This window comes from Streptomyces sp. NPDC026301, assembly GCF_055567935.1.
Genome location: NZ_JBVHPN010000001.1, coordinates 131,368 through 155,188 on the forward strand (window position 1 = coordinate 131,368; position 23,821 = coordinate 155,188).

Sequence of the window (23,821 nt, forward strand, 5' to 3'; positions counted from 1 at the left end):
GTTCCGGAAATCGTTCGCCCCACAGGCCGGTGATCTGCTTGGCTCGCCCCATGAGTGATCTTCACATCCGTCCCGCCACCCCCGCGGACATCGACACCGTGCTGCGGTTCTGGCGCGACGCCGCGGAAGGGACGAGCATCAGCGACGACCGGGACGGGATGGCCCGGCTGGTCGCCCGGGACCCGGAGGCGCTGCTGCTGGCCGAGCGGGACGGCGAGCTGGCCGGCACGGTGATCGCCGGGTTCGACGGCTGGCGCTGCCATCTGTACCGGCTGGCCGTGCACCCCGAGCGGCGGCGGCAGGGCATCGGGCGGGCGCTGCTGGCGGCCGCCGAGGAGCGGTTCGCCGCGCTGGGCGGGCGGCGCGCGGACGCGATGGTGCTCGACCGCAACGAGCTCGCGCACCACGCGTGGCACGCCTCCGGGTACGCCCCCGAGCCCCAGTGGAGCCGTTGGGTCCGCCATCTGAAGGACTGAAACGCTCGGGGGGACCGCCCCGCTACCGCGGCAGCCGGAAGTCGACCACGTGGATCGGCGAGGGCGTGGTGCCGGTCGACCGCCGCTGGTACATGAACGACAGCACGCCGTCCTGCGCGACGCGTGTGTCGTCCACGACGACCTCGCCGAAGGCGTTCAGGCCCGCGCCGTCGTAGACGGTCTTCCAGTCGGTCCAGCCGGACGACTCGGACGCGGCGACGATCCGGCCGTACGGCATGACGGCGTAGGCGTTGTCGTGCGCGTCGAAGACCAGGTGCGTGCGCTGCGAAGAGTTCAGCGGCACGGGAATCTCGGTCTTCTTCCACTGGCCGCGCGCGTCCTCGTACACGTGGAAGGCCCGTCCGTAGCGCACCCGGTCGTCGACGTAGTCGCTGGTGCACTGGGTGAAGCGGCCGGGGACGTACGAGATGATCGCGTGCGGCCGGCCGGCGGAGTCGGTGGCCTGGCTCTCCTGGTTCATCAGCGAGTGGTCGGGGCCCAGCGGGTCGACGACGGTGCGGTCCTCGACCGACACCTTGTCCGCGCCGCCGGTGACGCCGACGACCTTGCCCGCGGCGTCGCGCCAGGTGCGGCCGCGGTCGGTGCTGTGGACGTAACCGGTGTCGTGGTTGGTGATCCCGCCGCCGTCGCACATGACCGCGCCGTTCTGCTCCCGCCAGGTGAAGAAGGCGTGGAGGGTGCCGTCCGCGCCGTAGTCGATGCCGTGCAGGTACATGTTGCGGGCCGAGCTTGCGCCATGGTCCGTGGTGTAGGTACCGGCGGAACCGCTCCACTCCCCCAGCGGCTTCCAATGGGCCCCGTCGTACTCCGCCAGTGCGTTGCGGCCGTTGCCGGAGACGCCGACGCGATAGCTCAGCTGCAGCCTGCCGTCGGGGGTCGCGACGAACTGCGGGTAGGTGAACTCGTCGGTGAGCGCGACACCGTCCAGCGTGGTCTGCACGTCCCCGAAGGCGCGCGGGTCCCAGGCGCGCCCGGCGGGCGAACTCACCAGCCCCGCCGCCGACTTCACGTAGAAGTAGCCGCTGCTGTGCGAGTCCATGGCGAGGTGCAGTCGGCCGTCGACGCGGGAGATGCCCATGGAGATCACGTTGTGCGAGTCGTCGACGCTCAGCCGGTGCGGCAGTTCCACCGTCTGCCACTCCGTGCCGGTCACCGGGCGGCGGGCGACGACGGCGTGCCGGTCGGCGGTGTACCAGGCGGCGTACTGGTAGCCCTTGTAGGTGAGCAGGCCGTTCTTCTGGAAGGAGTTGTTGTTGACGAGCCCGTCGTAGGAGACGAAGTACAGGGCCTGCGCGTCCAGTTGGGTGTCACCGAGCTTGCTGACCGCCGGTCCCTGATCGGCCGCGTGCACGGGGCCGGCCCCCGACACGGAAGCGAACAGCGACACGGCGAGCACTCCGGCGGCGAGGGGTCTCATGGGTTTCCCGTCCTGCGGTCGGTCGAGCGGTTCAGTCGAGGTGGAACACTTCTGTCAGCGGGCGCATGGCCTCGTCCGGCTGCGCGCCGTCGAGCGCCTCGAAGAACGGCGCCATCTCCGCCTGCCAGCGGGCGTTGACGTCCGTGGCGGCCATCGCCTCCTGGGCCGCGGTGAAGTCCTCGGTCTCCAGGTAGCCGACGAGCAGGCCGTCCTCCCGCAGGAAGAGCGAGTAGTTGTGCCACCCGGAGGCGGACAGCGCCGCCTGCATCTCCGGCCAGACGGCGGCGTGCCGCTCGCGGTACTCGTCGAGGCGCTCCCGGCGCACTTTGAGCAGAAAGCAGACGCGTTTCATGGGTCCCACTCGTCTTGAAGGGTTTGCCACAGAGATTCTGAAACGATTCAGGCCGGAGGGCAAGGGGGCGGGACCGTTCCCGTCAGTACGCCGTCGGCCAGCCCCCGCTCCAGTTCAGCAGGTTGACGCCGAGCTTGGGCGTGCCGGCGTCGTTGCCGTCGTAGTAGTGGTAGACGAGCAGGTCACCGTCGCCGTCGGGCATGATGTCCTGCCCGCCGGGGCCGATCACGGAGCCCTGTGACGCCATGACCACGGTGCCGCCGTTGTCGGTCATGGGGACGCCGTTGCGGTCGTAGTACGGGCCCGTGGGGCTGGTGGCCCGGCCGACCTTGATCTTGTACGTGGAGCCGGTGCCGTTGCAGCACGTGTCGTACGAGGCGAAGAGGTAGTAGTAGCCGTTCCGCTTGACCACGGTCGGACCCTCGACCGCCTTCGTGCCGGTCGGGCGCGCGGCCAGCGAGTAGCGGGTGGTGTCCCCCGCGTAATGCTTGCCGCTCGCCGGATCGAGGCGGATCATCTTGATCCCGCTCCACCAGGACCCGAAGGCCAGCCACCACTTGCCGTCGCTGTCGACGAACAGGTCCGGGTCGATGGCGTTGTAGTCGCTGCTCGAGGTGGAGGAGTGGACGATGCCCTGGTCGCGCCAGCTGCCCGGCAGGCCGGTCGAGGAGGTGGCGAGCCCGATGGCGGAGGTGTTGGAGCCGAAGCCGGAGACGGCGTAATACATGAGGTACCGGCCGCCCTGGTACGAGATGTCGGGCGCCCACGGGTCGTTCGTGGCCGAGTACCGCGACCACCAACTCGGGGGCGCGGAAAAGGCGTTGCCGTTGCGACTGAAGGCGGTGCGGTCGGTGGAGGTGCGGGCTTCCAGGTAGCCATGGGTGGAGTAGAGCAGGTACCGGCCGTCCGGCGTGCGGAGCATGGTCGGGTCGTGGACGACGACGTCGCCGGTGACCTTGCCCGGGCCGGGATAGGCGGACGCGCTCGACGGCATCAGAGCGAGCAGGACGGCGGCGGGCACGGCGAGGAACGAAGATCTCAGGCGGGGGTGGCGCACGCGGTTCTCCTCTGCTCGGAGATTCGCACGGCATGTCGTTCGAAATACCGAACCATGCCCGCGACTTCGAACGGGAAGCTAGGGAACAAGCGAGGGCACGTCAACGCTTTGCGCAGAGATTCCTGTACCGAGTGCGCGGAAGGGGCGGCAGCCGGAATAGGCCGCGGGCCGCGGTGGGTTGTCATCTGCATGACTTCCTCAGCCCGGTCCACGACGCCCTCCTCCGGGACGGCCGCCTCCGACAACGACGCGCCTTTCGGCCGCATCGGCATCTGGAGCGGCGCCCTGCGTTCCCAGGACGCCGAGGGGCTCGCCCGGATCTCCGATGCGGTGGCGGAGCTCGACGAGCTCGGGTTCGGCACCGTGTGGCTGGGCGGCAGCCCGTCGGTGGCCGATGCCCGCAAGGTCGTGCAGGCCACCCGGCGCATCACGGTGGCCACCGGAATCCTCAGCATCTGGGACCACGACGCGGCCACCGTGGCGGCGGAGACCGCCCAGCTGGAGAAGGAGGCGCCGGGGCGGTTCGTCCTCGGGATCGGCGTCAGCCACAGCGCGCTCGCGCCGCAGTACGCCAAGCCGTACTCCGCGATGGTCTCGTACCTGGACGGGCTGGACGCGGCGCCGGAGCCGGTGCCGGCTGCGCGGCGGGTGCTCGCGGCCCTCGGGCCGAAGATGCTGCGGCTGGCCGCCGACCGTGCCGCCGGGGCGCACCCCTACCTGGTCACCGCGGAGCACACCGCCCAGGCCCGGGCCGCGCTCGGCGGCGAGGCGCGGCTCGCGCCGGAGCTGAAGGTGGTGCTCGACACCGATCTGGAGCGGGCGCGCGCCACGGCCCGCGAGACCCTCGCGATGTATCTCCAGCTGCCCAACTACACCGACAATCTGCTGCGGCTCGGCTTCGCCGAGGAGGACCTCGCCGGCGGCGGCAGCAACCGCCTCCTCGACGCCCTCTTCGCGCTGGGCGATGTGGAGACCGTCACGGCCCGGCTGGATGCCTACTACGCCGCGGGCGCGGATCATGTCGCCCTGCAGGTCCTCGACGGGGACCGGCACGCCGGTCTGCCGCGCGCCCAGTGGCGCGAGCTCGCCACCGCGCTCGGGCTGACCGCCGCCTGACGCCTGACGCCTGAAGGACCGCAGCGGCCCGGGACCCGTCCGGTCACCGGGCCGCTGCTTTGCTGCTCCTTTACTATGGATAGTCCCCCCGCTGTCGGATACACGGATTCCGCGGCGCATTTCCCGAGGAAAGGTGTGAGCGTCCAGCCATGGGCGACCCTCCCAGTTGCAGTCGACATAGCGCGAACCTCCCGGTCCTGTTCGATCATGGGACGGAGGTGACCCGATGACCGAGCTGCTCCTGTTGGCCGTGGCGCTCCTGCTGACCCTGGCCTGCGGCGTCTTCGTCGCCGCCGAGTTCTCGCTGACGACCGTCGAGCGCAGCGAGCTCGAACGCGCTGTCGAGCGCGGCGAGCGCGGCGCGGACAGTGCCCTCAAGGCCGTACGCGGCCTGACCTTCCAGCTCTCCGGCGCCCAGCTGGGCATCACGGTGACCGGCCTGGTCATCGGCATGCTCGCCAAGTCCTCCATCGCCGCGCTGCTCACCGGCCCGCTGGAGGCCGTGGGGCTGCCGCGGTCCGCGGGCGAGAGCGTCGCGCTGGTCCTCGGTACGGCCATTTCGACGGTCGTCCTGATGGTCGTCGGCGAGCTGGTGCCGAAGAACTGGGCGATCTCCAGCCCGCTGCCCATCGCCAAGCGGGTGGCCACGCTCCAGCGCGGCTTCAGCGCCGCGTTCAAGCCGCTGATCGGCCACCTGAACAACACCGCCAACCGTGTGGTGCGCCGGATGGGCCTGGAGCCGGCCGAGGAGCTGGCCTCCGCGCGCGGCCCGCAGGAGCTGATGGCGCTGGCCCGGCACTCCGCCAGGGAGGGCGCGCTGGAGGCGGACACGGCCGAGCTGTTCGTCCGTACGCTGAACCTCGCCGACCTCACAGCCGAGAACGTCATGACCCCGCGGGTGCAGGTCACGGCCCTGGACGTGCAGTGCACCGCCGAGGACGTGGCCAACGCGACCCGCGCCACCGGCCTGTCCCGCTTCCCGGTCTACCGCGGCAGCCTGGACAGCATCGTCGGCGTGGCGCACATCAAGGACGTCCTGGCCATACCGGCCGAGCGGCGGCGCCGGCACCCCATTGCCGCGATGCTCCGCGAGCCGCTGCTGGTACCGGAGACGCTGCCGGTCAACGAGCTGCTGGACCGGCTGTCGGGCAAGCGGACGATGGCCGTGGTGATCGACGAGTACGGCGGCACGGCCGGCGTCGCGACGCTGGAGGACATCGTCGAGGAGGTCGTCGGCGAGGTCGTCGACGAGCACGACCCGATGGAGACCCCGGACCTGGCCCCGGCCGGCGTGGACGAGGACGGCCGCAAGATGTACGACGCGGACGGCGCGGCCCGTTCCGACCAGCTGGAGCGGATCGGCCTGCGGATGCCGGAGGGCCCGTACGAGACGCTCGCCGGGCTGATCGCCACCGAGCTGGGCCGCATCCCGGAGGACGGCGACGCGCTGTCCGTCGCGGGCTGGCGGATGGAGGTCGTGGACGCGTCCGGCCACCGCGCCGCGCGCGTACTGCTGCACGCCCCCGCCGCCGGTGCCGACGAGGACGGCCGGCGCACGCACGAGGAGGCCGCCCGATGACCGCGCTGCAGCTCTTCATCGGCCTGCTCACGCTGGTCGTCAACGCCTTCTTCGTGGGCGCCGAGTTCGCGCTGATCTCGGTGCGCCGCAGCCAGATCGAGGCCTACGCCGAGGAGGGCGACCGCCGGGCCCGCAGCGTCATATGGGGCCTGCAGCACGTCTCCGCGCTGATGGCGGCGGCCCAGCTGGGCATCACGCTGTGCACGCTGGTGCTGGGCGCGGTCGCCGAGCCGGCCATCGCCCACCTCCTGGAGCCGCTCTTCCACGTCACCGGGGTACCGGAGTCCCTGGTCCACCCGGTGTCCTTCGTGATCGCGCTGGCCCTGGCGACGTATCTGCACATGCTCTTCGGCGAGATGGTGCCGAAGAACATCGCGCTGGCGGCGCCGGTGCGCAGCGCGCTGCTGCTGGGGCCGCCGCTGGTGGCGATGGCGCGGGCGCTGCGCCCGGTGATCTTCGCGGTCAACTCGTTCGCGAACGGGCTGCTGAAGCTGTTGCGGGTGGAGGTCAAGAACGAGGTCGCCGCGACCTTCTCCGACGCCCAGCTGGTCAAGATGGTGGAGGACTCCTCCGACGCGGGCCTGCTGGACGACCGGGGCGCCGAGCGGCTGCGGGACGCGCTGGAGCTGGGCCGCCGCCCGGTCCGTGACGTGGTCCTGCCGGCCGAGAAGGTGGTCTCCGCCCGGCTGGGCATCACCCCCGAGGGGCTGGAGGACCTGTCCGCGCGGTCCGGCTTCTCCCGCTTCCCCGTCGTGGACGCCTCCCGACGCATCCTGGGCTATCTGCACGTCAAGGACGCGCTGGACGCCATGCCGCGGGACCTGCCGTTCCAGGTGTCGTCGATGCGCCCGATCGCACGGGTGCGGGCCGCGACGCCGCTGGACGACGTCCTGACGGCGATGCGCGGTTCGCGTACCCACCTGGCCGCCGTGATCGGCGACGACGGACGGCTGGCCGGGCTGGTCACGATGGAGGACGTGCTGCGGGAGCTGGTGCTGCAGCACCGGCCGGCGTAGCTCCATGCCCTGCGCGAGCGATCCTGTACTGCGTATAGGATCGCTCGCGCCATGGAGATGAGTGCTCAGTACACCAGTTTTGTCGCGGTCGGGGATTCCTTCACCGAGGGGATGTCGGACGCGCTGCCGGACGGCTCGTACCGCGGCTGGGCGGACCTGCTCGCGGCCCGCCTCGCCGCCCGTACGCCCGGCTTCCGCTACGCGAACCTCGCCGTGCGCGGCAAGCTCATCGGCCAGATCGCCGAGGACCAGGCGCCGGCCGCGGCGGCCATGGGCGCCGACCTGGTCACGCTGGTGGGCGGCCTGAACGACGTGCTGCGGCCGAAGTGCGACGTGCCGCGGGTGTGCGCGCTCCTGGAGGAGGCCGCGGCGCGGCTGGCGCCGAGCTGCAAGCAGCTGGTGCTGATGCGCAGCCCGGGCCGGCAGGGGCCGGTGCTGGAGCGGTTCCGGCCGCGGATGGAGACGCTCTTCGACCACATCGACGCGGTCGCGCGGCGGCACGGCGCGCTCGTCGTGGACCTCTACGGCTCGGCGTCGCTCGGCGACCCGCGGCTGTGGGCGGACGACCGGCTGCACCTGACGGCCGAGGGCCACGAGCGGGTCGCCGAGGCGGTCTGGCAGGCGCTGGGCCTCCCGCCGGAGGCGGAGTGGGACGCGCCGCTGCCGCCGCCGGTGCCGCCGGGCTGGGTGGCCCGGCGCGCGGCGGACGCGCGGTTCGCCCGGACGCATCTGGTGCCGTGGATCGGCCGCCGGCTGACGGGCCGGTCGAGCGGTGACGGCCGGCCGCCGAAGCGCCCGGACCTCCTTCCGTACGACGACTGACCGGACGCCGCCGACAGGCGGGGCGTCGCGTGATCCCACGCGGCGCCCCGCCTTTTTCGTATGTCCGCGTACACCGACGGAACGGCACCGCCAGCCAGAACTTCACGCAAGATGTGTTAACACAGAAGATCTCTTCTGCTAAGAATGCTGCCTGTCTCTGTTGGCGCACGCCCCGTCCCCCGAGGTACGCACCCTCATGCCTGCATTCCTGCCTGCCCGCTCCCCCGCCACCCGGCCACCGGTCGGCCGGCGCTCCCTGCTGCGCGGCGCCGCCGCCGTCGGGGCCGCCGGGCTGCTCACCGCCTGCGGCCGCGCGGCCGGCGCGTCCTTCGACGCCGGCGCCGCGCCCTGGCGGCGGTACGCCGGTACCACGCTGAACTTCATCTCCGAGAACACCGCGCCCACCGCCGCGATCGCCGCGAACCTCGCGCCCTTCACGCGGCTGACCGGCATCCGCGTCAACATCGTCACGCTGGAACTGTCCGCGCTCGCCCAGAAGGTCGCGCTGGACCTGGCGTCCGGCAACGGCGAGTACGACGTGGTGTACGCCGACCCGTACCAGGTCCTCGCGCCGTACGCGCCCGCCCTCGCCGACCTCCGGGAGTTCCAGGAGAACCCGGACCTGCCCCGGCTGCCCGGCGGGTTCGGCGACTTCGTCGGCACGCACCTGGACGCGGCCGGGCGCTTCGAGGACCGGGAGAAGGTACTGGCGCTGCCGTACGACTCGGCGACCATGATCTGGCAGTACCGGGCCGACCTGTTCACGAAGTACCGCGACCGGATGGCCGGTGACCTCGGGTTCGACCCGATGCCGTCGGACGGCACGACGTGGGAGCAGTACTACGCGATCGCCCGCTGGTTCAACGAGCACACCGACGAGGTGAAGTACGGGACCGGGCATCAGGCGAAGCAGCACGACTCGCTGATGTGCGACTTCTCGAACGTGCTGTGGGCGTACGGCGGCGACTACTTCGACGACGGCGCGCGGGTCGGGAGCCTGGGCGCCACCGATCCCGGGCGGTGCCGGCTGGGGTCCGAACGGGCCGTGGCCGCGGCCGAGTTCTACCAGCGGCTGCTGAAGATCGCCGACCCCGGGTCGCGGACCTGGGACTGGGACGGGCTGGGCGCCGCGTTCCGGGCCGGACGCATCGCGATGTGCCCCAACTTCCACGAGTACGCGGCGTCCAACGAGGCCGTCATGCCGGGCAAGGTCGGGTACGCGCGGCTGCCCAAGGGGCCCGCGCGGGCCGCCGGCATGTACGGCGGGACCGGCATCGCGATATCCGGCGTCGCCCCCAAGCGCCGCCGCGAGGCCGCCTGGCTCTTCGCCAACTGGGCGACGGCACCGAAGACGCAGCTCGCCGGGCTGGCGAGCAAGGTCGGCGGCGGCACCCCGACCCGTACGTCGGTGTACGCGGAACGCGCGGTCCTCCGCGCCGAGCACCGGCCGACGAAGCTGCCCAACATGCTGACCGCGAAGGCCGTACGGGAGACCTGGCGGCCGGCCAACATCGGGCTGCGCCCCAAGATCCCGATGTGGAGCGAGTGCGACACGGTCGTCTACACGCAGCTGTCCGGGCTGATCGCCGGGGACGCCTCCCCGCGCGCGACGATGCGCGCCACCGCCGAGCGCATCGACCGGATCACGGCACGAGGGTGGGTGGCCTGACGATGCGCCTGCCTTCCCTGCGAGCCGTACCCGGCTTCCACGGCCGCATGATGGCCCCCGGCATCCTCGTCCTCGCCGCCGTCTCCGTGCTGCCGTTCGTGGCCGTGGTGGCCATGAGCTTCTCCCGCGTGCACCTGCTCGGCGGCCTCGGCCTGGAGGGCGTCGGCCTGGACAACTGGGGGCGGCTGCTGGCCGACCCGGACATGGCCTGGGCCTGGGCGCGGACCGCCGCGTACTTCGTGCTCACCGTCGGCGGCGAGATGGTGCTCGGCACGCTGCTCGCGGTCTGCCTGTGGCGGCTGCGGCGCGGCCGCAACGCGGCGCTGAGCCTGATGCTGCTCCCGATGTTCGTCGCGCCCGTGATCGTCGGGCTGCTCGGCCGCTTCCTCACCGACTCCACGTTCGGCCTGTACAGCTGGCTGCTGCGGCAGGTCGGATACCACGGCGACATCATGGGCGACCGGACCAGCGCGTTCACGGCGGTCACGCTGATGGACATCTGGGAGTGGACGCCGCTGATCGCGCTGATCGCGCTGGCCGGGCTGACGTCCGTGCCGTCCAGCGTGCTGGAGGCGGCGGCGCTGGACGGGGCCGGCATGGTGCGCACGCTCCGGTACGTCGTGCTGCCGTCGATCACACCCGTGCTGCTCGTGGCGCTGCTGATCCGCTCCATGGACGCGCTGCGCTACTTCGACATCATCTGGAACACCACCGGCGGCGGCCCGGCCGACGCCACGAAGGTCGCCTCCGTACGGCTCTACGAAACGGCCTTCCGCTTCTTCGACTTCGGGTACGCCGCCGTGACCGGCCTGCTGATGCTCGCCGTGACCACCATCGTCGCCCGCTTCTTCGTCCGCCTCCTCGAACGGAAGGAGCTGCCGCGATGACCACCGCCACCGCCGCTCTCGAGCGCGGTACCCGTACCGCCCGCTGGACCGTCCGCGTCCTCGTGCTCGTCGCCCTCGCCTGGACGCTCGTACCGCTGGGCTGGATGCTGCTGTCGTCCCTGAAGGCCACCGGGGAGGTCACCGCGCCGACCCCGAGCCTGTCGTTCGCGCCGACGCTGGAGAACTACCGGCGGCTGTTCAGCGGCGGCAACTCGCTCTGGCCGTACCTGCGCAACAGCGTGGTCGCGGCAGGCGCGTCGGCGCTGCTGGCCACCGCGCTGGGCGCGCTCGCCGGGTACGGCCTGGCCCGCAGCCGGATGCGCGGCAAGCACCACCTGTCGTTCTGGATCATCTCCACCCGGATGGCGCCGATCGCGGCCGTGGTGCTGCCGATCTTCCTGATCTTCCGCTACCTCGGGCTGATCGACACCCTCCCCGGCCTCGTGCTGGCCTATCTCTCCTTCAACCTGCCGTTCGCGATCTGGCTGCTCAGCGCCTTCTTCGCGGAGGTACCGCCGTCCCTGGAGGAGTCCGCGCTGGTCGCCGGGTGCGGCAACTGGCAGGCGTTCCGGCACGTCATCCTGCCGCTGACGCGCCCGGGCCTGGTGACCACCTTCGTGCTGTGCCTGGTGTTCTCCTGGAACGACTACGCCTTCGCCCTGGTCCTCAGCGGACCGCACACCCAGACCCTGCCCATCGCCGCCAGCCAACTGGTCACCCAGACCGGCATCGACTGGGGGCAGCTGACCGCCATCGGGACCGTCGTGGTGATCCCGATGATGCTGGTCGGCCTCGCTGTACGCCGGTGGCTGGTCACCGGCCTGACCATGGGAGCCGTGACCGGAGAATGACCCCTGTTTCTGATACTTCTGACACTTCTGGTCTTCCCGAGACCATGCGGGCCGCCGTGCTCGTCGCGCCGAAGCAGCTGGAGATCCAGCAGCGGCCGGTGCCCAGGCCGGGCCCCGGCCAGGTGCTCGTACGCGTCGAAGCCGTCGGCGTGTGCGGCTCCGACGTGCACTACTACGAGCACGGGCGGATCGGCGACTTCGTCGTCCGCTCCCCCATGGTCCTCGGGCACGAGCCGGGCGGCACGGTCGTCGCCCTCGGGCCCGGCGCCCGGCGGCACACGCCGGGGCAGCCGGTCTCCATCGAGCCGGGCGTGCCGTGCGGCCGCTGCACCCAGTGCCGGCAGGGCCGGTACAACCTCTGCCCGGACGTCTCCTTCTACGCGACACCGCCGGTGGACGGGGCGCTGTGCGAGTACGTCGCCGTGGACGAGGACTTCGCGCATCCGGTGCCCGAGTCGCTGGGCGCGGAGGGCGCGGCCCTGCTCGAACCGCTGTCGGTGGGCGTGTGGGCCTCGCGGAAGGGGCGGATCGCGCCGGGGTCGCGGGTGCTGGTGACGGGGGCCGGGCCGATCGGGCTGGTCGCCCTGCAGAGCGCGCGGGCCTTCGGGGCGAGCGAGGTCGTGGTCACCGATGTGGCGCCGCAGCGGCTCGCCGTCGCCCGCGAGCTGGGCGCCACCGCGACCGTCGACGCGCGGCAGACGCGGCTCGCCGACACCGGGTACGAGCCGGACGTCCTGCTGGAGTGCTCGGGCGCGCCGGCCGCCGCCGAGGAAGGGCTGCGCGCGCTCGGCCGGGCAGGGCGTGCGGTGCTGGTCGGGATGGGCGGGGACACCATCCCGCTGCCGCTCGCGCATGTGCAAAACTTCGAGATCGAGGTCACCGGTACGTTCCGGTACGCCAACACCTGGCCGACGGCCATCTCCCTGGCCGCGTCCGGCGAGGTGGACCTGGGCCGGCTGGTCACGCACCGGTACGGCCTGGAGGACAGCGCGGTGGCGCTCACCGCGGGCGCCGCCGACCCGACCGCGATCAAGGCCCTGGTCCGCCCGCAGACCGGCTGACCGGCTGAGGGCGGCGCGGGGCCTCGCACGAGGGACCGCACGAGGGAAGGAGGCCGGGTGCCCGCCAAAGCCCGGCTGTCGCAGGCAGCCGTCGAGGACCGCCGCCAGGACGTGCTCAAGTACGTCGTCGAGCGGGGCGAGATGCGCATCGACGACCTCGCCGCGCACTTCGGCCTCAGCCTGATGACCATGCACCGCGATCTCGACGATCTCGCGGGGCGTGATCTGCTGCGCAAGGAGCGCGGGCGCGCGGTCGCCTTCCCCGCCCTGACCATGGAGACCGCCACCCGCTTCCGGGAGGGCGCGCACCGCGAGGTGAAGAGCGCGCTGTGTGCCGCCGCTGCCGGGCGGATCCGGCCCGGCAGCACGCTGCTCATCGACGACTCGACCACGCTGTACCCGCTGGCCGGCCTCCTGGCGGAGATCGACGGGCTCACCGTCGTCACCAATTCGGTGGGGCTGGCGCAGCGGCTGACCTCGGCGTCCAGCGGCTCCGGAGCGTCCGGCGCGTCGAGGCGATCCGGTCCGGAGGTGACGCTGCTCGGCGGGCAGTACCACGGCGACTTCAACTCCTGCACGGGACGCGAGGTGACACGGGGGCTCGCGCGGATCCACGCGGATCTGGCGCTGATGTCCGCGACGGCGGTGCACGGCGGCCGGCTGTTCCACCCGCTGCCGGAGTTCGTCGAGGTCAAGGAGGCGATGCTGGGGGCCGCCACGGGCAGCCTGCTGCTCGCCGACCACTCCAAATTCGGCAAGACCGCCACCTACTGCTACGGGAACGCCGCGCTGTACGAGGCGGTGATCACCGACACCGGCACGGCGGCGCGCGAGGTCGCCGCCGTGCGTGAGCTGGGGGTCGAGGTGGAGACGGTGGCGGCGGAGCCGTGCGGCTTGTAGCAAGCCACAATCCGGACCGTGGCGCCGGCCTGCGCAAACGAACAGTAGAATCGGCTCACGTGACTGCAAAGCCCCGCATCCCCAATGTCCTGGCCGGCCGCTACGCCTCCACGGAGCTGGCCGTCCTGTGGTCCCCCGAGTACAAGGTCAAGCTGGAGCGGAAGCTGTGGCTCGCCGTGCTCCGCGCGCAGAAGGACCTCGGCGTTGAGGTGCCCGAGCAGGCCCTCGCCGACTACGAGCGAGTCCTGGACAACGTCGACCTGGCCTCCATCGCCGAGCGCGAGAAGGTCACCCGGCACGACGTGAAGGCCCGGATCGAGGAGTTCAACGCCCTCGCAGGGCACGAGCAGGTCCACAAGGGCATGACCTCCCGCGACCTGACCGAGAACGTCGAGCAGCTCCAGGTCCGCCTCTCGCTGGAACTGATGCGGGACCGCACCGTCGCCGTGCTGGCGCGCCTGGGCAAGCTGTCGGCCGAGTACGCCGAGCTGGTCATGGCCGGCCGCTCGCACAACGTCGCGGCCCAGGCCACCACCCTCGGCAAGCGCTTCGCGACCGGTGCCGACGAGCTGCTCGTCGCCTACGCCCGCCTGGAAGACCTCCTCTCCCGTTACCCGCTCCGCGGCATCAAGGGCCCGGTCGGCACCGCGCAGGACATGCTCGACCTGCTCGGCGGCGACGCCGGCAAGCTCGCCGAGCTGGAGCAGCGCATCGCGGGCCACCTCGGCTTCGCGCAGAACTTCACCTCCGTCGGCCAGGTCTACCCCCGCTCCCTCGACTACGACGTGGTCACCTCCCTGGTGCAGCTGGCCGCCGCGCCCTCCTCGCTCGCCAAGACCATCCGCCTGATGGCCGGCAACGAGCTGGTCACCGAGGGCTTCAAGCCCGGCCAGGTCGGCTCCTCGGCGATGCCGCACAAGATGAACACCCGCTCCTGCGAGCGCGTCAACGGCCTGATGGTCATCCTGCGGGGCTACGCCTCGATGGCCGGCGAGCTCTCCGGCGACCAGTGGAACGAGGGCGACGTGTCCTGCTCCGTGGTGCGCCGCGTCGCGCTGCCGGACTCCTTCTTCGCGCTGGACGGCCTGCTGGAGACCTTCCTGACCGTCCTGGACGAGTTCGGTGCCTTCCCCGCCGTGGTCGCCCGCGAGCTGGACCGCTACCTCCCCTTCCTCGCCACGACGAAGGTCCTCATGGGTGCCGTGCGCGCCGGCGTGGGCCGCGAGGTCGCGCACGAGGCGATCAAGGAGAACGCCGTCGCCGCCGCGCTCGCCATGCGCGAGCAGGGCGCCGAGCGCAACGAGCTGCTGGACAAGCTCGCCGCCGACGAGCGGATCCCGCTGGACCGCGACCAGCTGGCCGAGGCGATGGCCGACAAGCTGTCCTTCACCGGCGCGGCCGCCGACCAGGTGGCGGCCGTGGTCGCGCGCATCGAGGAGATCGCCAAGGCGCACCCCGAGGCCGCGGCCTACACCCCCGGCTCCATCCTCTGATCCGAGGCTCCCCATGCCGCGCTTCACCCCCGAAGAGCTGGAAGCCGCTCGTGACCGCCTCGTCCCCGACGTGGCCGCGAGCGGTCTCCGGGTGCTCTTCTGCGGCATCAACCCGGGCCTGATGTCGGCCGCGACCGGCCACCATTTCGCCCGGCCCGGCAACCGCTTCTGGCCCACGCTGCACGCCGCCGGCTTCACCCCCCGGCGGCTGCTGCCCGCCGAGGAGCAGGAGCTGCTGCGGTACGGCGTCGGCATCACCAACGTCGTGCAGCGGGCCACGGCCCGCGCGGACGAACTGACGCCGGAGGAATTCGCGGAGGGCGGCCGCCAACTGGAGGAGAAGGTGCGCCGGCTGCGGCCCGCGTGGCTGGCGGTCGCCGGGGTCACCGCCTACCGCGCGGCCTTCGGCGACAAGCTCGCCAAGGTCGGGCCGCAGGAGCGGACCATCGGCGGCGCCCGCATCTGGGTGCTCCCCAACCCCAGCGGTCTGAACGCTCACTGGAATCTCACCACCCTGGCGGAGGAGTACGGCCGGCTCCGCGCGGCGGCGTTCGCCGAGGAATAGCGGACCCGGCGCCGCCCGGCCGGACCGCTGCGACCAGCTCGTACGGCAGGCAGGGGCCCGCCCTCCCCAGCGCCGTGGCCACCCAGCTCTCCCCCACTGTCCATGTGTGCAGCGTCGTGGCCAGGGCGCTGAGGTCGGCCAGCGGCGGCCGGACCGGTAACCCCATCGCCGCGCGCTCCAGATGGGGCGTCAGGTCGATGACCTCGGGCTCGCCCCAGCGTAAGGACAGCAGGCCGTTCAGCGCCGTCAGCTCCGCTCTGAACTCCTCCTCCGCCACCCGTTCGTCGGCCGGATCGGCGTCCCAGAACTCCCCGCTCGTGCGGAGCGTGAGGAGCCGGCAGCCGTCGCCCGGCCCGGCGAGCGAGCTGTCGATAGCGGTCACATGGCACGTGAGCTGTGTGGTCGTCATGTCCCCCAGTAAAGCTCCAGGGTCTGACAATTGCCGTCCGGCGGCCGCCCGGGGCTCGCCGCATACCGCCTGACCGGCTACGATCCCGCCAACACGCGAGGCGAGGGAGACGGACGTTGGGGCGGCTCACCGGAGGGGACCCCTCCCTGCTGCGGCGGATCAACTCCGCGGTGGTACTGCACACGCTGCGCGCCGCCGACTCCCCCACTTTGACCCAGTTGGTACAGCTCACCGGCCTGTCCCGGCCCACCGTCGAGGGCGTCGTGGAGGGCCTGATCGAGTCCGGGCTGGTCGTGGAGGCGCCGGCCGAGGAGGGCGCGCGGCGGCAGGGCCGGCCCGCCCGCCGGTTCCGTTTCCGCGCCGAGGCCGGGCACCTGCTGGGCATCGAGATCGGCGCGCACCGGGTCTCGGCGCTGCTGTCCGATCTGAGCGGCCGCGTACTGGGATCGGTCCAGCACGACGTGGACGAATCGGCCGCGGCCGACCGGCGGTTGGCCTGCACCCGGGACACGGTCGCCGACCTGCTGCGGCAGGCGGGCGTGGCCCGCGACTCGCTGCGCGCGGTGGGCGTCGCGGGCCCCGGCATCGTGGAGGCGGACGGCACGGTACGGCTGGGTACCGCGCTGCCGGGCTGGACGGGGCTGCCGCTGGGCGACCGGCTGCGCAAGTCCTTCCGCTGTCCGGTCCTGGTGGAGAACGACGCCAACGCGGCCGCGGTGGCCGAGCACTGGAAGGGCGCGGCGGCCGGCTCGGACGACGTGGTGTTCGTACTGGCGGGGCTGAGTCCGGGCGCGGGTTCGCTGATCGGCGGGCGGCTGCACCGCGGCTTCGGCGGCGCCGCCGGCGAGATCGGCGCGCTGCATCTGCTGGGGCGCGGGGCGACGCCGGAGACGCTGTTGTCGACGACCGGCGAACCGTTGCACCCGCTGGACGAGGCGCAGGTCGCACGGGTGTTCACGCTGGCGCGCGAGGGCGACGCGCGCGCCCGGGACGCGATGCGGCGCTTCATCCAGCGGCTGGTGCACGACGTGGCCGCGCTGGTCCTCGCCCTCGATCCGGAGATCGTCGTGATCGGCGGCTGGGCGGCCGGCCTGGACGGCGTACTGGCCCCGCTGCGCGAGGAGCTGGCGCGCTACTGCCTGCGCCCGCCGCAGGTCGCCCTGTCGGCACTGGGCGAGGCCGCGGTGGCGACCGGCGCCCTGCGCCTCGCCCTCGACCACGTCGAGGAGCAGCTGTTCGCGGTGGAGGGGACGGTCACGGCCCGGCGGTGAGCACCAACAGGCCGCTGAGCTACCGGTGAGCCGTTCAGCCCGTCAGTACCGCCAGGTCGTCGCGGTCCCCGAAGGTGAGGCGGCAGGTGTCGGCGCGGTAGGTGGAGACGGAGACCGCGGTGGTGCGGCCGCCGGTCACATAGCGCGTGGTGACCACCAGTACGGGCGCGCCGGGCAGCCGGTCCAGCTGCTTGGCGTCCTCGGCGCGCGCCGAGCCCAGTTCCACGGCGCGCTCCTCGCCGTCCAGGTCGAGCCGCTGCAGTTCCTGCAGTACGGCGCGGGCGCGGGCCACCGGGCCGGTGGCGGCGGCCGTCGCCAGGCCGGGGACGGACTCGGCCGGTACGTAGAGCAGTTCGGCAGCGACCGGCTGGCCGTTGTCGACCCGCGTGCGCCGCACGATGTGCACGGTGTCGCCCGCGCCCACCCCGAGGGGCTCCGCGACGGCCGCCGGGACCGCGCCGCCGTCCACCGCCGCCGCGTCGACCGGCTGCCAGGCGTCGCCGGGCGCGCCGGGCCAGCTGTGTCCTGAGCGGTCCACGGGCACGCCCATACGGGGCGGCGCAACCGTGGTGCCCACGCCGCGGCGGCGCTGCAGCCTGCCTTCGAGTTCGAGCTGTTCGAGCGCCTGCCGGAGCGTGGCGCGAGCGACCCCGAAGCGGGCCGCGAGGTCCCGCTCGTTCGGCAGCACCTCGCCGACCGCGAACTCCGAGTCGAGCGCGTCAGTGAGCACGGTCTTGAGGTGCCAGTACTTCGGTTCCTGCACCGTGTCGAGCTGCGTGGTCCCCACCCTGTCCTCCGCGTTCGCCGTGTCCCGGGTCCGTCCCCCGGGGGTGCCCCCGGCATCGGCCAGGGGTTTTGAGCGCTTCTTTATTAAAGGTTGTTGAAGTATGCCTGCGACGATATGAGCGACCCCACACTTGGTCAAGACCAATGGGCCATCCGATGCCGTAGCGTGACCGACTCAACACGGTTGGAGACGGCCGGTGGGCGTGCGGGAGCGCGACAGGGCCGGCGGCACACCGGCCGCCGGCCCTGCAGAGGGGCGATCTCAGGCCGCTGCCGGTACCGCCGTCAGCTTGTCCGGGTTGCGGACGACGTAGACCGTCTGGATGCGGCCGTCGGCCACGTCGAGCTGGAACACCGTGTCGACCCGGCCGCCGACCCGCGCCACCAGCGCGAACCCGCCGTTGAGCTCGGCGAAGCCGAACCGCATGTCCGCAGCCGGGTCCTTGGAGACGGCGACCAGGAACCGCCCGACCTTGTCCGCCGTCTCGATGACGCGCAGCGGCGCCTTGGCCTTGCCGCCGCTGTCGCCGACCAGCCGCACGTCCTCGGCGAGCAGGCCGATCAGCCCCTGGAGGTCGTCGCCGGCCGCGGCGGCCAGGAAGCGCTCGGTCAGATCGCGTTGGCGCTCGGGGTTCACCTCGAAGCGCGGCTTGCGCTCCTCCACGTGGCGCCGGGCCCGCCCCGCCAACTGGCGCACCGCGGCCTCGCCCCGCTCCAGTACGGACGCGATCTCCGCGAACGGATAGCCGAACGCCTCGCGCAGTACGAAGACGGCGCGCTCCAGCGGCGAGAGGGACTCCATGACGACGAGGACCGCGAGCGTGACGGACTCGGCGAAGACAGCGCGGTCGGCGCTGTCCGGGACGGCGCCGCCGAAGTCCGTCGCGACGGGCTCGGGGAGCCATGGCCCCACGTACGCCTCGCGCCGGGCCTGCACTTGGCGCAGCCGGTCGATCGCGAGCCGTGTGGTGACCCGCACGAGGTAGGCGCGCGGCTCCCGTACCGCGTCGTGGTCGGCGGCCGACCAGCGCAGCCACGCCTCCTGGACGACGTCCTCGGCATCGGCCACCCGGCCGAGCATGCGGTAGGCCACGCCCTGGAGCACGGGGCGGTGTTCTTCGAAGACATCGGTCGCGGCGTCGGTCAGCACTCCCTCATCCCACCCGTACGCTTGCGCCTTGTCCAGCGGATTCAGCGCGGCCGGGGAATTCGCGTCCGCCCGCTACCCACCGGTAACGATTGCTGACATGGTGTCTCTTGGGCCGCCCCCGCGTTCGGCCCTCCCCCAGCGGCTTCCCCTCCCCCTCGAATCCCCCTCGAAGGAGCCCCCATGACGACCGCAAGGACCGCTCCGACCGCCTCCACGACCAGGACCGCTCCGATCGCCACGGCCTCCTCCCTTCTCGTCTCCCCCGACGACGGCCGGCCGCCGTTCACGGTCGCGTACGAGCGCAAGGGCGCCGGCGAGCCGGTCGTGCTGCTGCACGGCATCGGCCACCACTACCAGGCGTGGGAGCCGGTGTTCAGCGTGCTGGCCGCGTCGCACGACGTGATCGCGCTGGACCTGCCGGGCTTCGGCGCCTCCCCCGCGCTCCCGGATGGTGTGCCGTACGGCCTGGCGTCGGTGGTCCCGCTGCTGACCGACACCTTCGCGGCGCTGGGCGTCGAGCGGCCGCACGTGGTGGGCAACTCCCTCGGCGGGCTGCTGGCGCTGGAACTGGGGCTCACCGGGGCCGTGCGGTCGGTGACGGCGCTGTCGCCGGCCGGCTTCTGGACGGAGGCCGAACGCCGTTACGCCTTCGGAGTCCTGACGGGGATGCGGGCCGGGGCGCGGGCCCTGCCGCCGCCGGTGGTCGAGGTGCTGGCCCGCTCGGCGGCCGGCCGGGCGGCGCTGACCGGCTCGATCTACGCACGCCCCTGGCGCCGTTCACCGGCCGCCGTGGCGGCGGAGACCCGCGCGCTGCGGGAGGCGCCCGGCTTCGCCGCCACGCTCGCCGCGGGGCGCGGCCCCGGCGTGCTGTTCCGCCACGACATACCGGACGTCCCCGTGACCATAGGCTGGGGCACCCGCGACCGGCTGCTCCTGCCCCGCCAGGGAGTGCGGGCCAAGCGCGTGATCCCGGGTGCCCGCCTCGTCCGCCTCCCCGGCTGCGGCCACGTCCCCATGAACGACGACCCGGCCCTGGTCGCCAGGGTCATACTCGACACGGTGGCACCGGCCGGGGTGCGCTGACCCGCAGCGCCCGCTCACTGAACGAGGCACACCGGCGCCGGCGGCGCCGCCTCCACGGCGTCCACGTCCTCGGCAGGCGCCGGCCTCGCCCGCCGCACCACATCCGGTACGAGCGTCGCGATGCCGACCGCCGCCAGCGCCGCGCCCAGCCACAGCGGAGCCCGCAGCCCGAAGGGGCCGATGGCCAGGCCGCCGAGGGACGAGCCGACGATGACGCCGAAGGTGATGAAGGAGGAGTGCACGGTGTTCACCAGCGGGCGGGCGTTGCCGGCCCGCTGGACGCGGGTGACCAGCGCGGGGTTCATGGTCACCCCGACCAGGCCGATGCCCAGCAGGCACAGCACGGCCGGCACCCGGAAGCCGGCCAGCGCGGCGAAGCCGGTGAGGAAGAGCAGGTTCAGGGTCAGGCCGGTCAGCAGGACCGGGAGCGTGTACCGGTCGGCGAGGCGGCCGACGACGAGGTTGCCGAGGACGGTGGCCGCGCCGTACGCGATGAGCAGCAGCGGCACCGTGCCCGCACCGAACCCGGTGATCCCGGTGAGGACGGGATTGAGGTAGCTGAAGGCGGAGAACGTGGCGCCGATGACGAACGTACTGGTGGAGAGCGTCAGCCAGAGCCGGGGGCGCCGGAAGACGGCCAGTTCGGCGCGGAAGTCCACCTTCTCCTCGGCGTGTTCGAGGCGCGGCACGCCGGCCGCGGTGGCGAGCGCGGCGAGTACGGTGAGCCCGGCGACGGCCCAGAACGCCGCGCGCCAGCCGAAGTGCTCGCCGGCCAGGGTGGACAGCGGCAGCCCGAGGAGCGTGCCGAGCATCAGTCCGTTGAGCGCCACGGAGACGGCCCGGCCGCGGACCTCCGGGCGGGTCAGCTGGGCGCACATCGAGATCGCCACACCGAAGAACGCCTGGGAGGCGATGCCGGTGACGATGCGGGCGGCCATCATGACGGCGTAGCCGGAGGCGGTGGCGGCCAGTACGTTGCCCGCCAGGAAGACGGCGAACAGTACGGTCAGCGCGCGCTTCGGGGGGACTTTCAGCAGGGCCACGGTGAGGAACGGGCCACCGAGCGCCATGGCCGCCGCGAAGGCCGTGATGAGGTACCCGATCTGCGGGATGGTCGCGTCCAGCCCGGCCGCCATCTGCGGCATCAGCCCGGCGACCAGGAACTCACTGGTCACCATGGTGAAGATGCCGAGGGCGAGGACGTAGATGGCACGTGGCACGGATGTGCTCCTTGGTGTGCGTCGCTGATTGTTTTGGATCGATCGGTTCAAAATTTGGGCAGCAGAAAACGCGCCCCCGCACCCGCGTACTTCAAGGCAGCAGCGCCGCCACGGCCGTCTCCGCGATGGACTCCAGGACAGCGCGGTCCGCGCCGCCCTGGCCGGAGACCCGCATGCCGCCGATCACCGCGTTGATGAACCGGGCGAGCGCCTCCGCGCTCCGGGTGGCGGCGATCTCGCCGCCGGCCTGCCCGGCTTCCAGTACGGCCCGCAGGGCGCCGAGCCGGCGCGCCGTGTCGTGCTCCAGCATCGCCGCCGCCTCGGCGTCCCGGCCGGCCAGCTCGACCGTGGTGTTGACGGTGAGGCAGCCGGGACTGCGGCCGTCGGCACGATTGCCGAGCTCGTCGTCGATCACCGCGGCGAACAGCGCCCGAATGCGGTCCAGCGGCGCGCGCTCCGGGTCGTCGAGGATGCCCAGCTGACGCATCGTCATGGCGTCGATGTAGCGGGCCAGTGCGCGCGTGAACAGGTCGTGCTTGCTGTGAAAGGTGTTGTAGATACTGCTGCGGCCCAGGCCCGTGGCGGCGCACAGGTCCTGGGTCGAGGTGGCTTCGTAGCCGTTCGCCCAGAAAGTGCGCATCGCGGCGTCCAGGGCCCGTTCCTCGTCGAACATCCTCGGTCGGGCCATGCGAGCACCATATCAGGTTTTGGAACGCCTGGTGCAATACTCAGTGCGCGGGCAATGGCGTGGACCCTGGCCATTGCCCCGCCCGCTTGCGACCATGGGCCGGTTCCGCGTTTCCGTGCCGCGTCACCTGGTTGTTCACTGTGCGTTCGGTTACGGGGCACCGGGCACCGGTACGAACAGGACAGCACAGAACACCGAGCAACGGAGGATCACATGGCGCAGGGAGCGGCAGCAGGCGACAGAGCCTTCGGGCGGCGTTCGGTGCTGCACGGGGCGGCGGCCGCGTCCGCGGCGCTCGCACTGCCGGCGATCGGCTGCGCGGCCCCCGCTCAGGCGCGCACCGGCCGGCCGAGCGCCGACTGGGGCGTCCAGGTGGGTGATGTGACGACCGGCTCGGGGCTGGTGTGGGTACGGTCGGACCGCCCGGCGCGGATGACGGTGGAGACCGCGGCGACCGAGTCGTTCCGCAACGCGCGCACCTGGCACGGCCCCGTGACCGGCGCGGGCACGGACTTCACCGGGGTCACCTCGCTGCACGGCCTGCCGCCCGGCGAGCAGATCCACTACCGGGTCACGCTCGCCGACCCCGACGACCCGCGGCACACCGGCGAGCCGGTGACCGGCACGTTCCGCACGGCGCCCGTGAAGCGCGGCGAGGGCGTGCGGTTCCTGTGGTCCGGTGACCTCGCGGGGCAGGGCTGGGGCATCAACCCCGACCGCGGCGGTTACCGGATCTACGAGGAGATGCGGCGCCGGAACCCGGACTTCTTCCTGTGCAGCGGCGACAACATCTACGCCGACTCGCCGATCCAGGCCAGCGTGACGCTGCCCGACGGGCGGGTCTGGCGGAACGTGACCACCGAGGAGAAGGCGAAGGTCGCCGAGACCCTCGCCGAATTCCGCGGCGCCTTCCGGTACAACCTCCTGGACGACAACCTGCGGCGGTTCAACGCGCAGGTGCCCACGATCACGCAGTGGGACGACCACGAGGTGCACAACAACTGGTATCCGGGGCAGATCCTGGATGACGACCGGTACACGGTGAAGGACGCGGACGTGCTGTCCGCGCGCTCGCTGCGGGCGTTCAGCGAGTACTTCCCGATCCGCACGCTGCGCCCGGACGGGCAGGGGCGGGTGTACCGGGTGGTCAACCACGGGCCGCTGCTGGACGTGTTCGTGCTGGACATGCGGACGTACCGGAACGCCAACTCCGACGGGCGGCAGACGGAGGACGCGCAGGGCATCCTGGGCGCCGAGCAGCTGCGGTGGCTCAAGCGGGAGCTGTCGCGGTCGCGCGCGGTGTGGAAGGTGATCGCGTCCGACATGCCGCTGGGGCTGGTCGTGCCGGACGGCAAGACCCGCTTCGAGGCGGTGGCGCAGGGCGACCCGGGGCAGCCGCTGGGGCGGGAGCTGCAGCTCGCGGAGTTGCTGCGGCACATCAAGCACCGGCGGATCACGGGAACGGTGTGGCTGACGACGGACGTGCACTACACCTCGGCGCAGCACTACGACCCGTCGCGGGCGGCGTTCAAGGACTTCGAGCCCTTCTGGGAGTTCGTCTCCGGGCCGCTGAACGCGGGCGGGTTCCAGGCGCTGAAGCTGGACGGGACGTTCGGGCCCGAGCAGCGGTTCCTCAAGGCGCCGGACCGCGCGAACACCTCGCCGGCCGAGACGCCGCAGTACTTCGGCGAGATCGACATCGACGGCGGGAGCGGGGAGCTGACGGTGCGCCTGCGGCAGGACAGCGGCGAGGTGCTGTTCAGCCAGACCCTGCAACCGGGGCGAGTCGGACAGTAGCGGCGTTCGGCTCGATTGGTTCGATTGGTTCGAAGGTGCCGGGAGGGGCAATTGTCTCCTTTACCTGGCGGACACAGAGCGTTTGTGATCATGCAACACCGGTCGGTGATGCTGGAGTGCATGACTGAGGAAATC

General features: G+C 72.2%; 23 protein-coding genes. 15 read left to right on the top strand and 8 right to left on the bottom strand.

Annotated elements, in window-relative coordinates; translation table 11 throughout:
- Positions 1-50: 50 nt before the first annotated feature.
- Positions 51-476: a GNAT family N-acetyltransferase gene (locus tag ACZ4MH_RS00570; protein ID WP_351586643.1), complete on the top strand. Its 426-nt coding sequence runs from the start codon at positions 51-53 to the stop codon at positions 474-476.
- Between the two features lie 22 nt (positions 477-498).
- Here the strand turns inward: ACZ4MH_RS00570 and ACZ4MH_RS00575 are convergent, their stop codons facing one another.
- The 3 genes from ACZ4MH_RS00575 to ACZ4MH_RS00585 all read right to left on the bottom strand — a co-directional run bounded on the left by ACZ4MH_RS00575 (position 499) and on the right by ACZ4MH_RS00585 (position 3,260).
- On the bottom strand, positions 499-1,914 hold the full coding sequence (locus tag ACZ4MH_RS00575; protein WP_351586641.1) for a BNR repeat-containing protein: 1,416 nt from the start codon (positions 1,912-1,914) through the stop codon (positions 499-501).
- A 31-nt stretch (positions 1,915-1,945) separates the two neighbouring features.
- On the bottom strand, positions 1,946-2,266 hold the full coding sequence (locus ACZ4MH_RS00580; RefSeq protein ID WP_351586640.1) for an L-rhamnose mutarotase: 321 nt from the start codon (positions 2,264-2,266) through the stop codon (positions 1,946-1,948).
- A gap of 82 nt (positions 2,267-2,348) precedes the next feature.
- Positions 2,349-3,260 (bottom strand): arabinan endo-1,5-alpha-L-arabinosidase, encoded by a 912-nt coding sequence (locus ACZ4MH_RS00585; protein ID WP_351586719.1) that lies wholly within the window; start codon positions 3,258-3,260, stop codon positions 2,349-2,351.
- 252 nt (positions 3,261-3,512) lie between these two features.
- Here ACZ4MH_RS00585 and ACZ4MH_RS00590 point away from each other — a divergent pair, with 252 nt between their 5' ends.
- From ACZ4MH_RS00590 to mug, 11 genes are all read left to right on the top strand, one after another.
- Positions 3,513-4,439, top strand: coding sequence for an LLM class F420-dependent oxidoreductase (locus ACZ4MH_RS00590; protein WP_351586638.1), 927 nt, complete (start codon positions 3,513-3,515; stop codon positions 4,437-4,439).
- A 226-nt stretch (positions 4,440-4,665) separates the two neighbouring features.
- Entirely contained in the window at positions 4,666-6,018 is a 1,353-nt protein-coding gene (locus tag ACZ4MH_RS00595; protein ID WP_351586636.1) for a hemolysin family protein, read from the top strand.
- Positions 6,015-7,034: a hemolysin family protein gene (locus ACZ4MH_RS00600; RefSeq protein ID WP_351586634.1), complete on the top strand. Its 1,020-nt coding sequence runs from the start codon at positions 6,015-6,017 to the stop codon at positions 7,032-7,034. Before ACZ4MH_RS00595 ends, ACZ4MH_RS00600 begins: the two co-directional genes overlap by 4 nt.
- A 51-nt stretch (positions 7,035-7,085) precedes the next feature.
- On the top strand, positions 7,086-7,856 hold the full coding sequence (locus ACZ4MH_RS00605) for an SGNH/GDSL hydrolase family protein (protein WP_351586632.1): 771 nt from the start codon (positions 7,086-7,088) through the stop codon (positions 7,854-7,856).
- A gap of 196 nt (positions 7,857-8,052) precedes the next feature.
- Positions 8,053-9,525: an extracellular solute-binding protein gene (locus ACZ4MH_RS00610; protein WP_351586630.1), complete on the top strand. Its 1,473-nt coding sequence runs from the start codon at positions 8,053-8,055 to the stop codon at positions 9,523-9,525.
- A gap of 2 nt (positions 9,526-9,527) precedes the next feature.
- Complete coding sequence (locus ACZ4MH_RS00615; RefSeq protein WP_351586628.1) at positions 9,528-10,412, top strand: carbohydrate ABC transporter permease; 885 nt, start codon at positions 9,528-9,530, stop codon at positions 10,410-10,412.
- Positions 10,409-11,263, top strand: coding sequence for a carbohydrate ABC transporter permease (locus tag ACZ4MH_RS00620; RefSeq protein ID WP_351586626.1), 855 nt, complete (start codon positions 10,409-10,411; stop codon positions 11,261-11,263). Before ACZ4MH_RS00615 ends, ACZ4MH_RS00620 begins: the two co-directional genes overlap by 4 nt.
- Positions 11,264-11,307: 44 nt before the next feature.
- Positions 11,308-12,324 carry an NAD(P)-dependent alcohol dehydrogenase gene (locus ACZ4MH_RS00625; RefSeq protein ID WP_351586624.1) on the top strand — a complete coding sequence of 339 codons (1,017 nt, stop codon included), beginning with the start codon at positions 11,308-11,310 and terminating at the stop codon, positions 12,322-12,324.
- 57 nt (positions 12,325-12,381) lie between these two features.
- Positions 12,382-13,224 carry a DeoR/GlpR family DNA-binding transcription regulator gene (locus ACZ4MH_RS00630; RefSeq protein WP_351586622.1) on the top strand — a complete coding sequence of 281 codons (843 nt, stop codon included), beginning with the start codon at positions 12,382-12,384 and terminating at the stop codon, positions 13,222-13,224.
- A gap of 59 nt (positions 13,225-13,283) precedes the next feature.
- Entirely contained in the window at positions 13,284-14,717 is a 1,434-nt protein-coding gene (gene purB / locus ACZ4MH_RS00635) for an adenylosuccinate lyase (RefSeq protein ID WP_351586620.1), read from the top strand.
- 13 nt (positions 14,718-14,730) lie between these two features.
- The gene (mug, locus tag ACZ4MH_RS00640) at positions 14,731-15,282 is read left to right on the top strand and encodes a G/U mismatch-specific DNA glycosylase (RefSeq protein WP_351586618.1); all 552 of its coding nucleotides are present in this window, start codon (positions 14,731-14,733) and stop codon (positions 15,280-15,282) included.
- Here mug and ACZ4MH_RS00645 read toward each other — a convergent pair.
- Positions 15,224-15,691, bottom strand: coding sequence for a hypothetical protein (locus ACZ4MH_RS00645; protein ID WP_351586616.1), 468 nt, complete (start codon positions 15,689-15,691; stop codon positions 15,224-15,226). The genes mug and ACZ4MH_RS00645 overlap by 59 nt on opposite strands.
- A gap of 116 nt (positions 15,692-15,807) precedes the next feature.
- On the opposite strand from ACZ4MH_RS00645, the gene ACZ4MH_RS00650 reads away from it, so the two are divergent.
- The gene (locus ACZ4MH_RS00650; RefSeq protein ID WP_351586614.1) at positions 15,808-16,962 is read left to right on the top strand and encodes an ROK family transcriptional regulator; all 1,155 of its coding nucleotides are present in this window, start codon (positions 15,808-15,810) and stop codon (positions 16,960-16,962) included.
- Between the two features lie 34 nt (positions 16,963-16,996).
- Here ACZ4MH_RS00650 and ACZ4MH_RS00655 read toward each other — a convergent pair whose 3' ends face one another.
- Positions 16,997-17,749, bottom strand: a complete 753-nt coding sequence (locus ACZ4MH_RS00655) for a GntR family transcriptional regulator (protein ID WP_351586612.1) — start codon at positions 17,747-17,749, stop codon at positions 16,997-16,999.
- A 261-nt stretch (positions 17,750-18,010) separates the two neighbouring features.
- Positions 18,011-18,898, bottom strand: a complete 888-nt coding sequence (locus ACZ4MH_RS00660; RefSeq protein ID WP_351586610.1) for an RNA polymerase sigma-70 factor — start codon at positions 18,896-18,898, stop codon at positions 18,011-18,013.
- A 180-nt stretch (positions 18,899-19,078) separates the two neighbouring features.
- Here ACZ4MH_RS00660 and ACZ4MH_RS00665 point away from each other — a divergent pair, with 180 nt between their 5' ends.
- Positions 19,079-19,981: an alpha/beta fold hydrolase gene (locus ACZ4MH_RS00665; protein WP_351586608.1), complete on the top strand. Its 903-nt coding sequence runs from the start codon at positions 19,079-19,081 to the stop codon at positions 19,979-19,981.
- A 14-nt stretch (positions 19,982-19,995) separates the two neighbouring features.
- On the opposite strand, the gene ACZ4MH_RS00670 is transcribed toward ACZ4MH_RS00665, so the two are convergent.
- Positions 19,996-21,201 carry an MFS transporter gene (locus ACZ4MH_RS00670; protein ID WP_351586606.1) on the bottom strand — a complete coding sequence of 402 codons (1,206 nt, stop codon included), beginning with the start codon at positions 21,199-21,201 and terminating at the stop codon, positions 19,996-19,998.
- A gap of 91 nt (positions 21,202-21,292) precedes the next feature.
- Positions 21,293-21,889 (bottom strand): TetR/AcrR family transcriptional regulator, encoded by a 597-nt coding sequence (locus tag ACZ4MH_RS00675; RefSeq protein ID WP_351586604.1) that lies wholly within the window; start codon positions 21,887-21,889, stop codon positions 21,293-21,295.
- A gap of 213 nt (positions 21,890-22,102) precedes the next feature.
- On the opposite strand from ACZ4MH_RS00675, the gene ACZ4MH_RS00680 reads away from it, so the two are divergent.
- Entirely contained in the window at positions 22,103-23,686 is a 1,584-nt protein-coding gene (locus ACZ4MH_RS00680) for an alkaline phosphatase D family protein (RefSeq protein ID WP_351586602.1), read from the top strand.
- Positions 23,687-23,821: the final 135 nt, after the last annotated feature.

Coding starts and splice junctions, on each gene's coding strand:
- ACZ4MH_RS00665 (WP_351586608.1), top strand. CDS start 19,079: ATGACGACCGCAAGGACCGCTCCGACCGCCTCCACGACCAGGACCGCT.
- ACZ4MH_RS00610 (WP_351586630.1), top strand. CDS start 8,053: ATGCCTGCATTCCTGCCTGCCCGCTCCCCCGCCACCCGGCCACCGGTC.
- ACZ4MH_RS00570 (WP_351586643.1), top strand. CDS start 51: ATGAGTGATCTTCACATCCGTCCCGCCACCCCCGCGGACATCGACACC.
- ACZ4MH_RS00580 (WP_351586640.1), bottom strand. CDS start 2,266: ATGAAACGCGTCTGCTTTCTGCTCAAAGTGCGCCGGGAGCGCCTCGAC.
- ACZ4MH_RS00675 (WP_351586604.1), bottom strand. CDS start 21,889: ATGGCCCGACCGAGGATGTTCGACGAGGAACGGGCCCTGGACGCCGCG.
- ACZ4MH_RS00585 (WP_351586719.1), bottom strand. CDS start 3,260: ATGCCGTCGAGCGCGTCCGCCTATCCCGGCCCGGGCAAGGTCACCGGC.
- ACZ4MH_RS00590 (WP_351586638.1), top strand. CDS start 3,513: ATGACTTCCTCAGCCCGGTCCACGACGCCCTCCTCCGGGACGGCCGCC.
- ACZ4MH_RS00615 (WP_351586628.1), top strand. CDS start 9,528: ATGCGCCTGCCTTCCCTGCGAGCCGTACCCGGCTTCCACGGCCGCATG.
- mug (WP_351586618.1), top strand. CDS start 14,731: ATGCCGCGCTTCACCCCCGAAGAGCTGGAAGCCGCTCGTGACCGCCTC.
- ACZ4MH_RS00625 (WP_351586624.1), top strand. CDS start 11,308: ATGCGGGCCGCCGTGCTCGTCGCGCCGAAGCAGCTGGAGATCCAGCAG.
- ACZ4MH_RS00605 (WP_351586632.1), top strand. CDS start 7,086: ATGGAGATGAGTGCTCAGTACACCAGTTTTGTCGCGGTCGGGGATTCC.
- ACZ4MH_RS00620 (WP_351586626.1), top strand. CDS start 10,409: ATGACCACCGCCACCGCCGCTCTCGAGCGCGGTACCCGTACCGCCCGC.
- ACZ4MH_RS00680 (WP_351586602.1), top strand. CDS start 22,103: ATGGCGCAGGGAGCGGCAGCAGGCGACAGAGCCTTCGGGCGGCGTTCG.
- ACZ4MH_RS00595 (WP_351586636.1), top strand. CDS start 4,666: ATGACCGAGCTGCTCCTGTTGGCCGTGGCGCTCCTGCTGACCCTGGCC.
- ACZ4MH_RS00645 (WP_351586616.1), bottom strand. CDS start 15,691: ATGACGACCACACAGCTCACGTGCCATGTGACCGCTATCGACAGCTCG.
- ACZ4MH_RS00575 (WP_351586641.1), bottom strand. CDS start 1,914: ATGAGACCCCTCGCCGCCGGAGTGCTCGCCGTGTCGCTGTTCGCTTCC.
- ACZ4MH_RS00600 (WP_351586634.1), top strand. CDS start 6,015: ATGACCGCGCTGCAGCTCTTCATCGGCCTGCTCACGCTGGTCGTCAAC.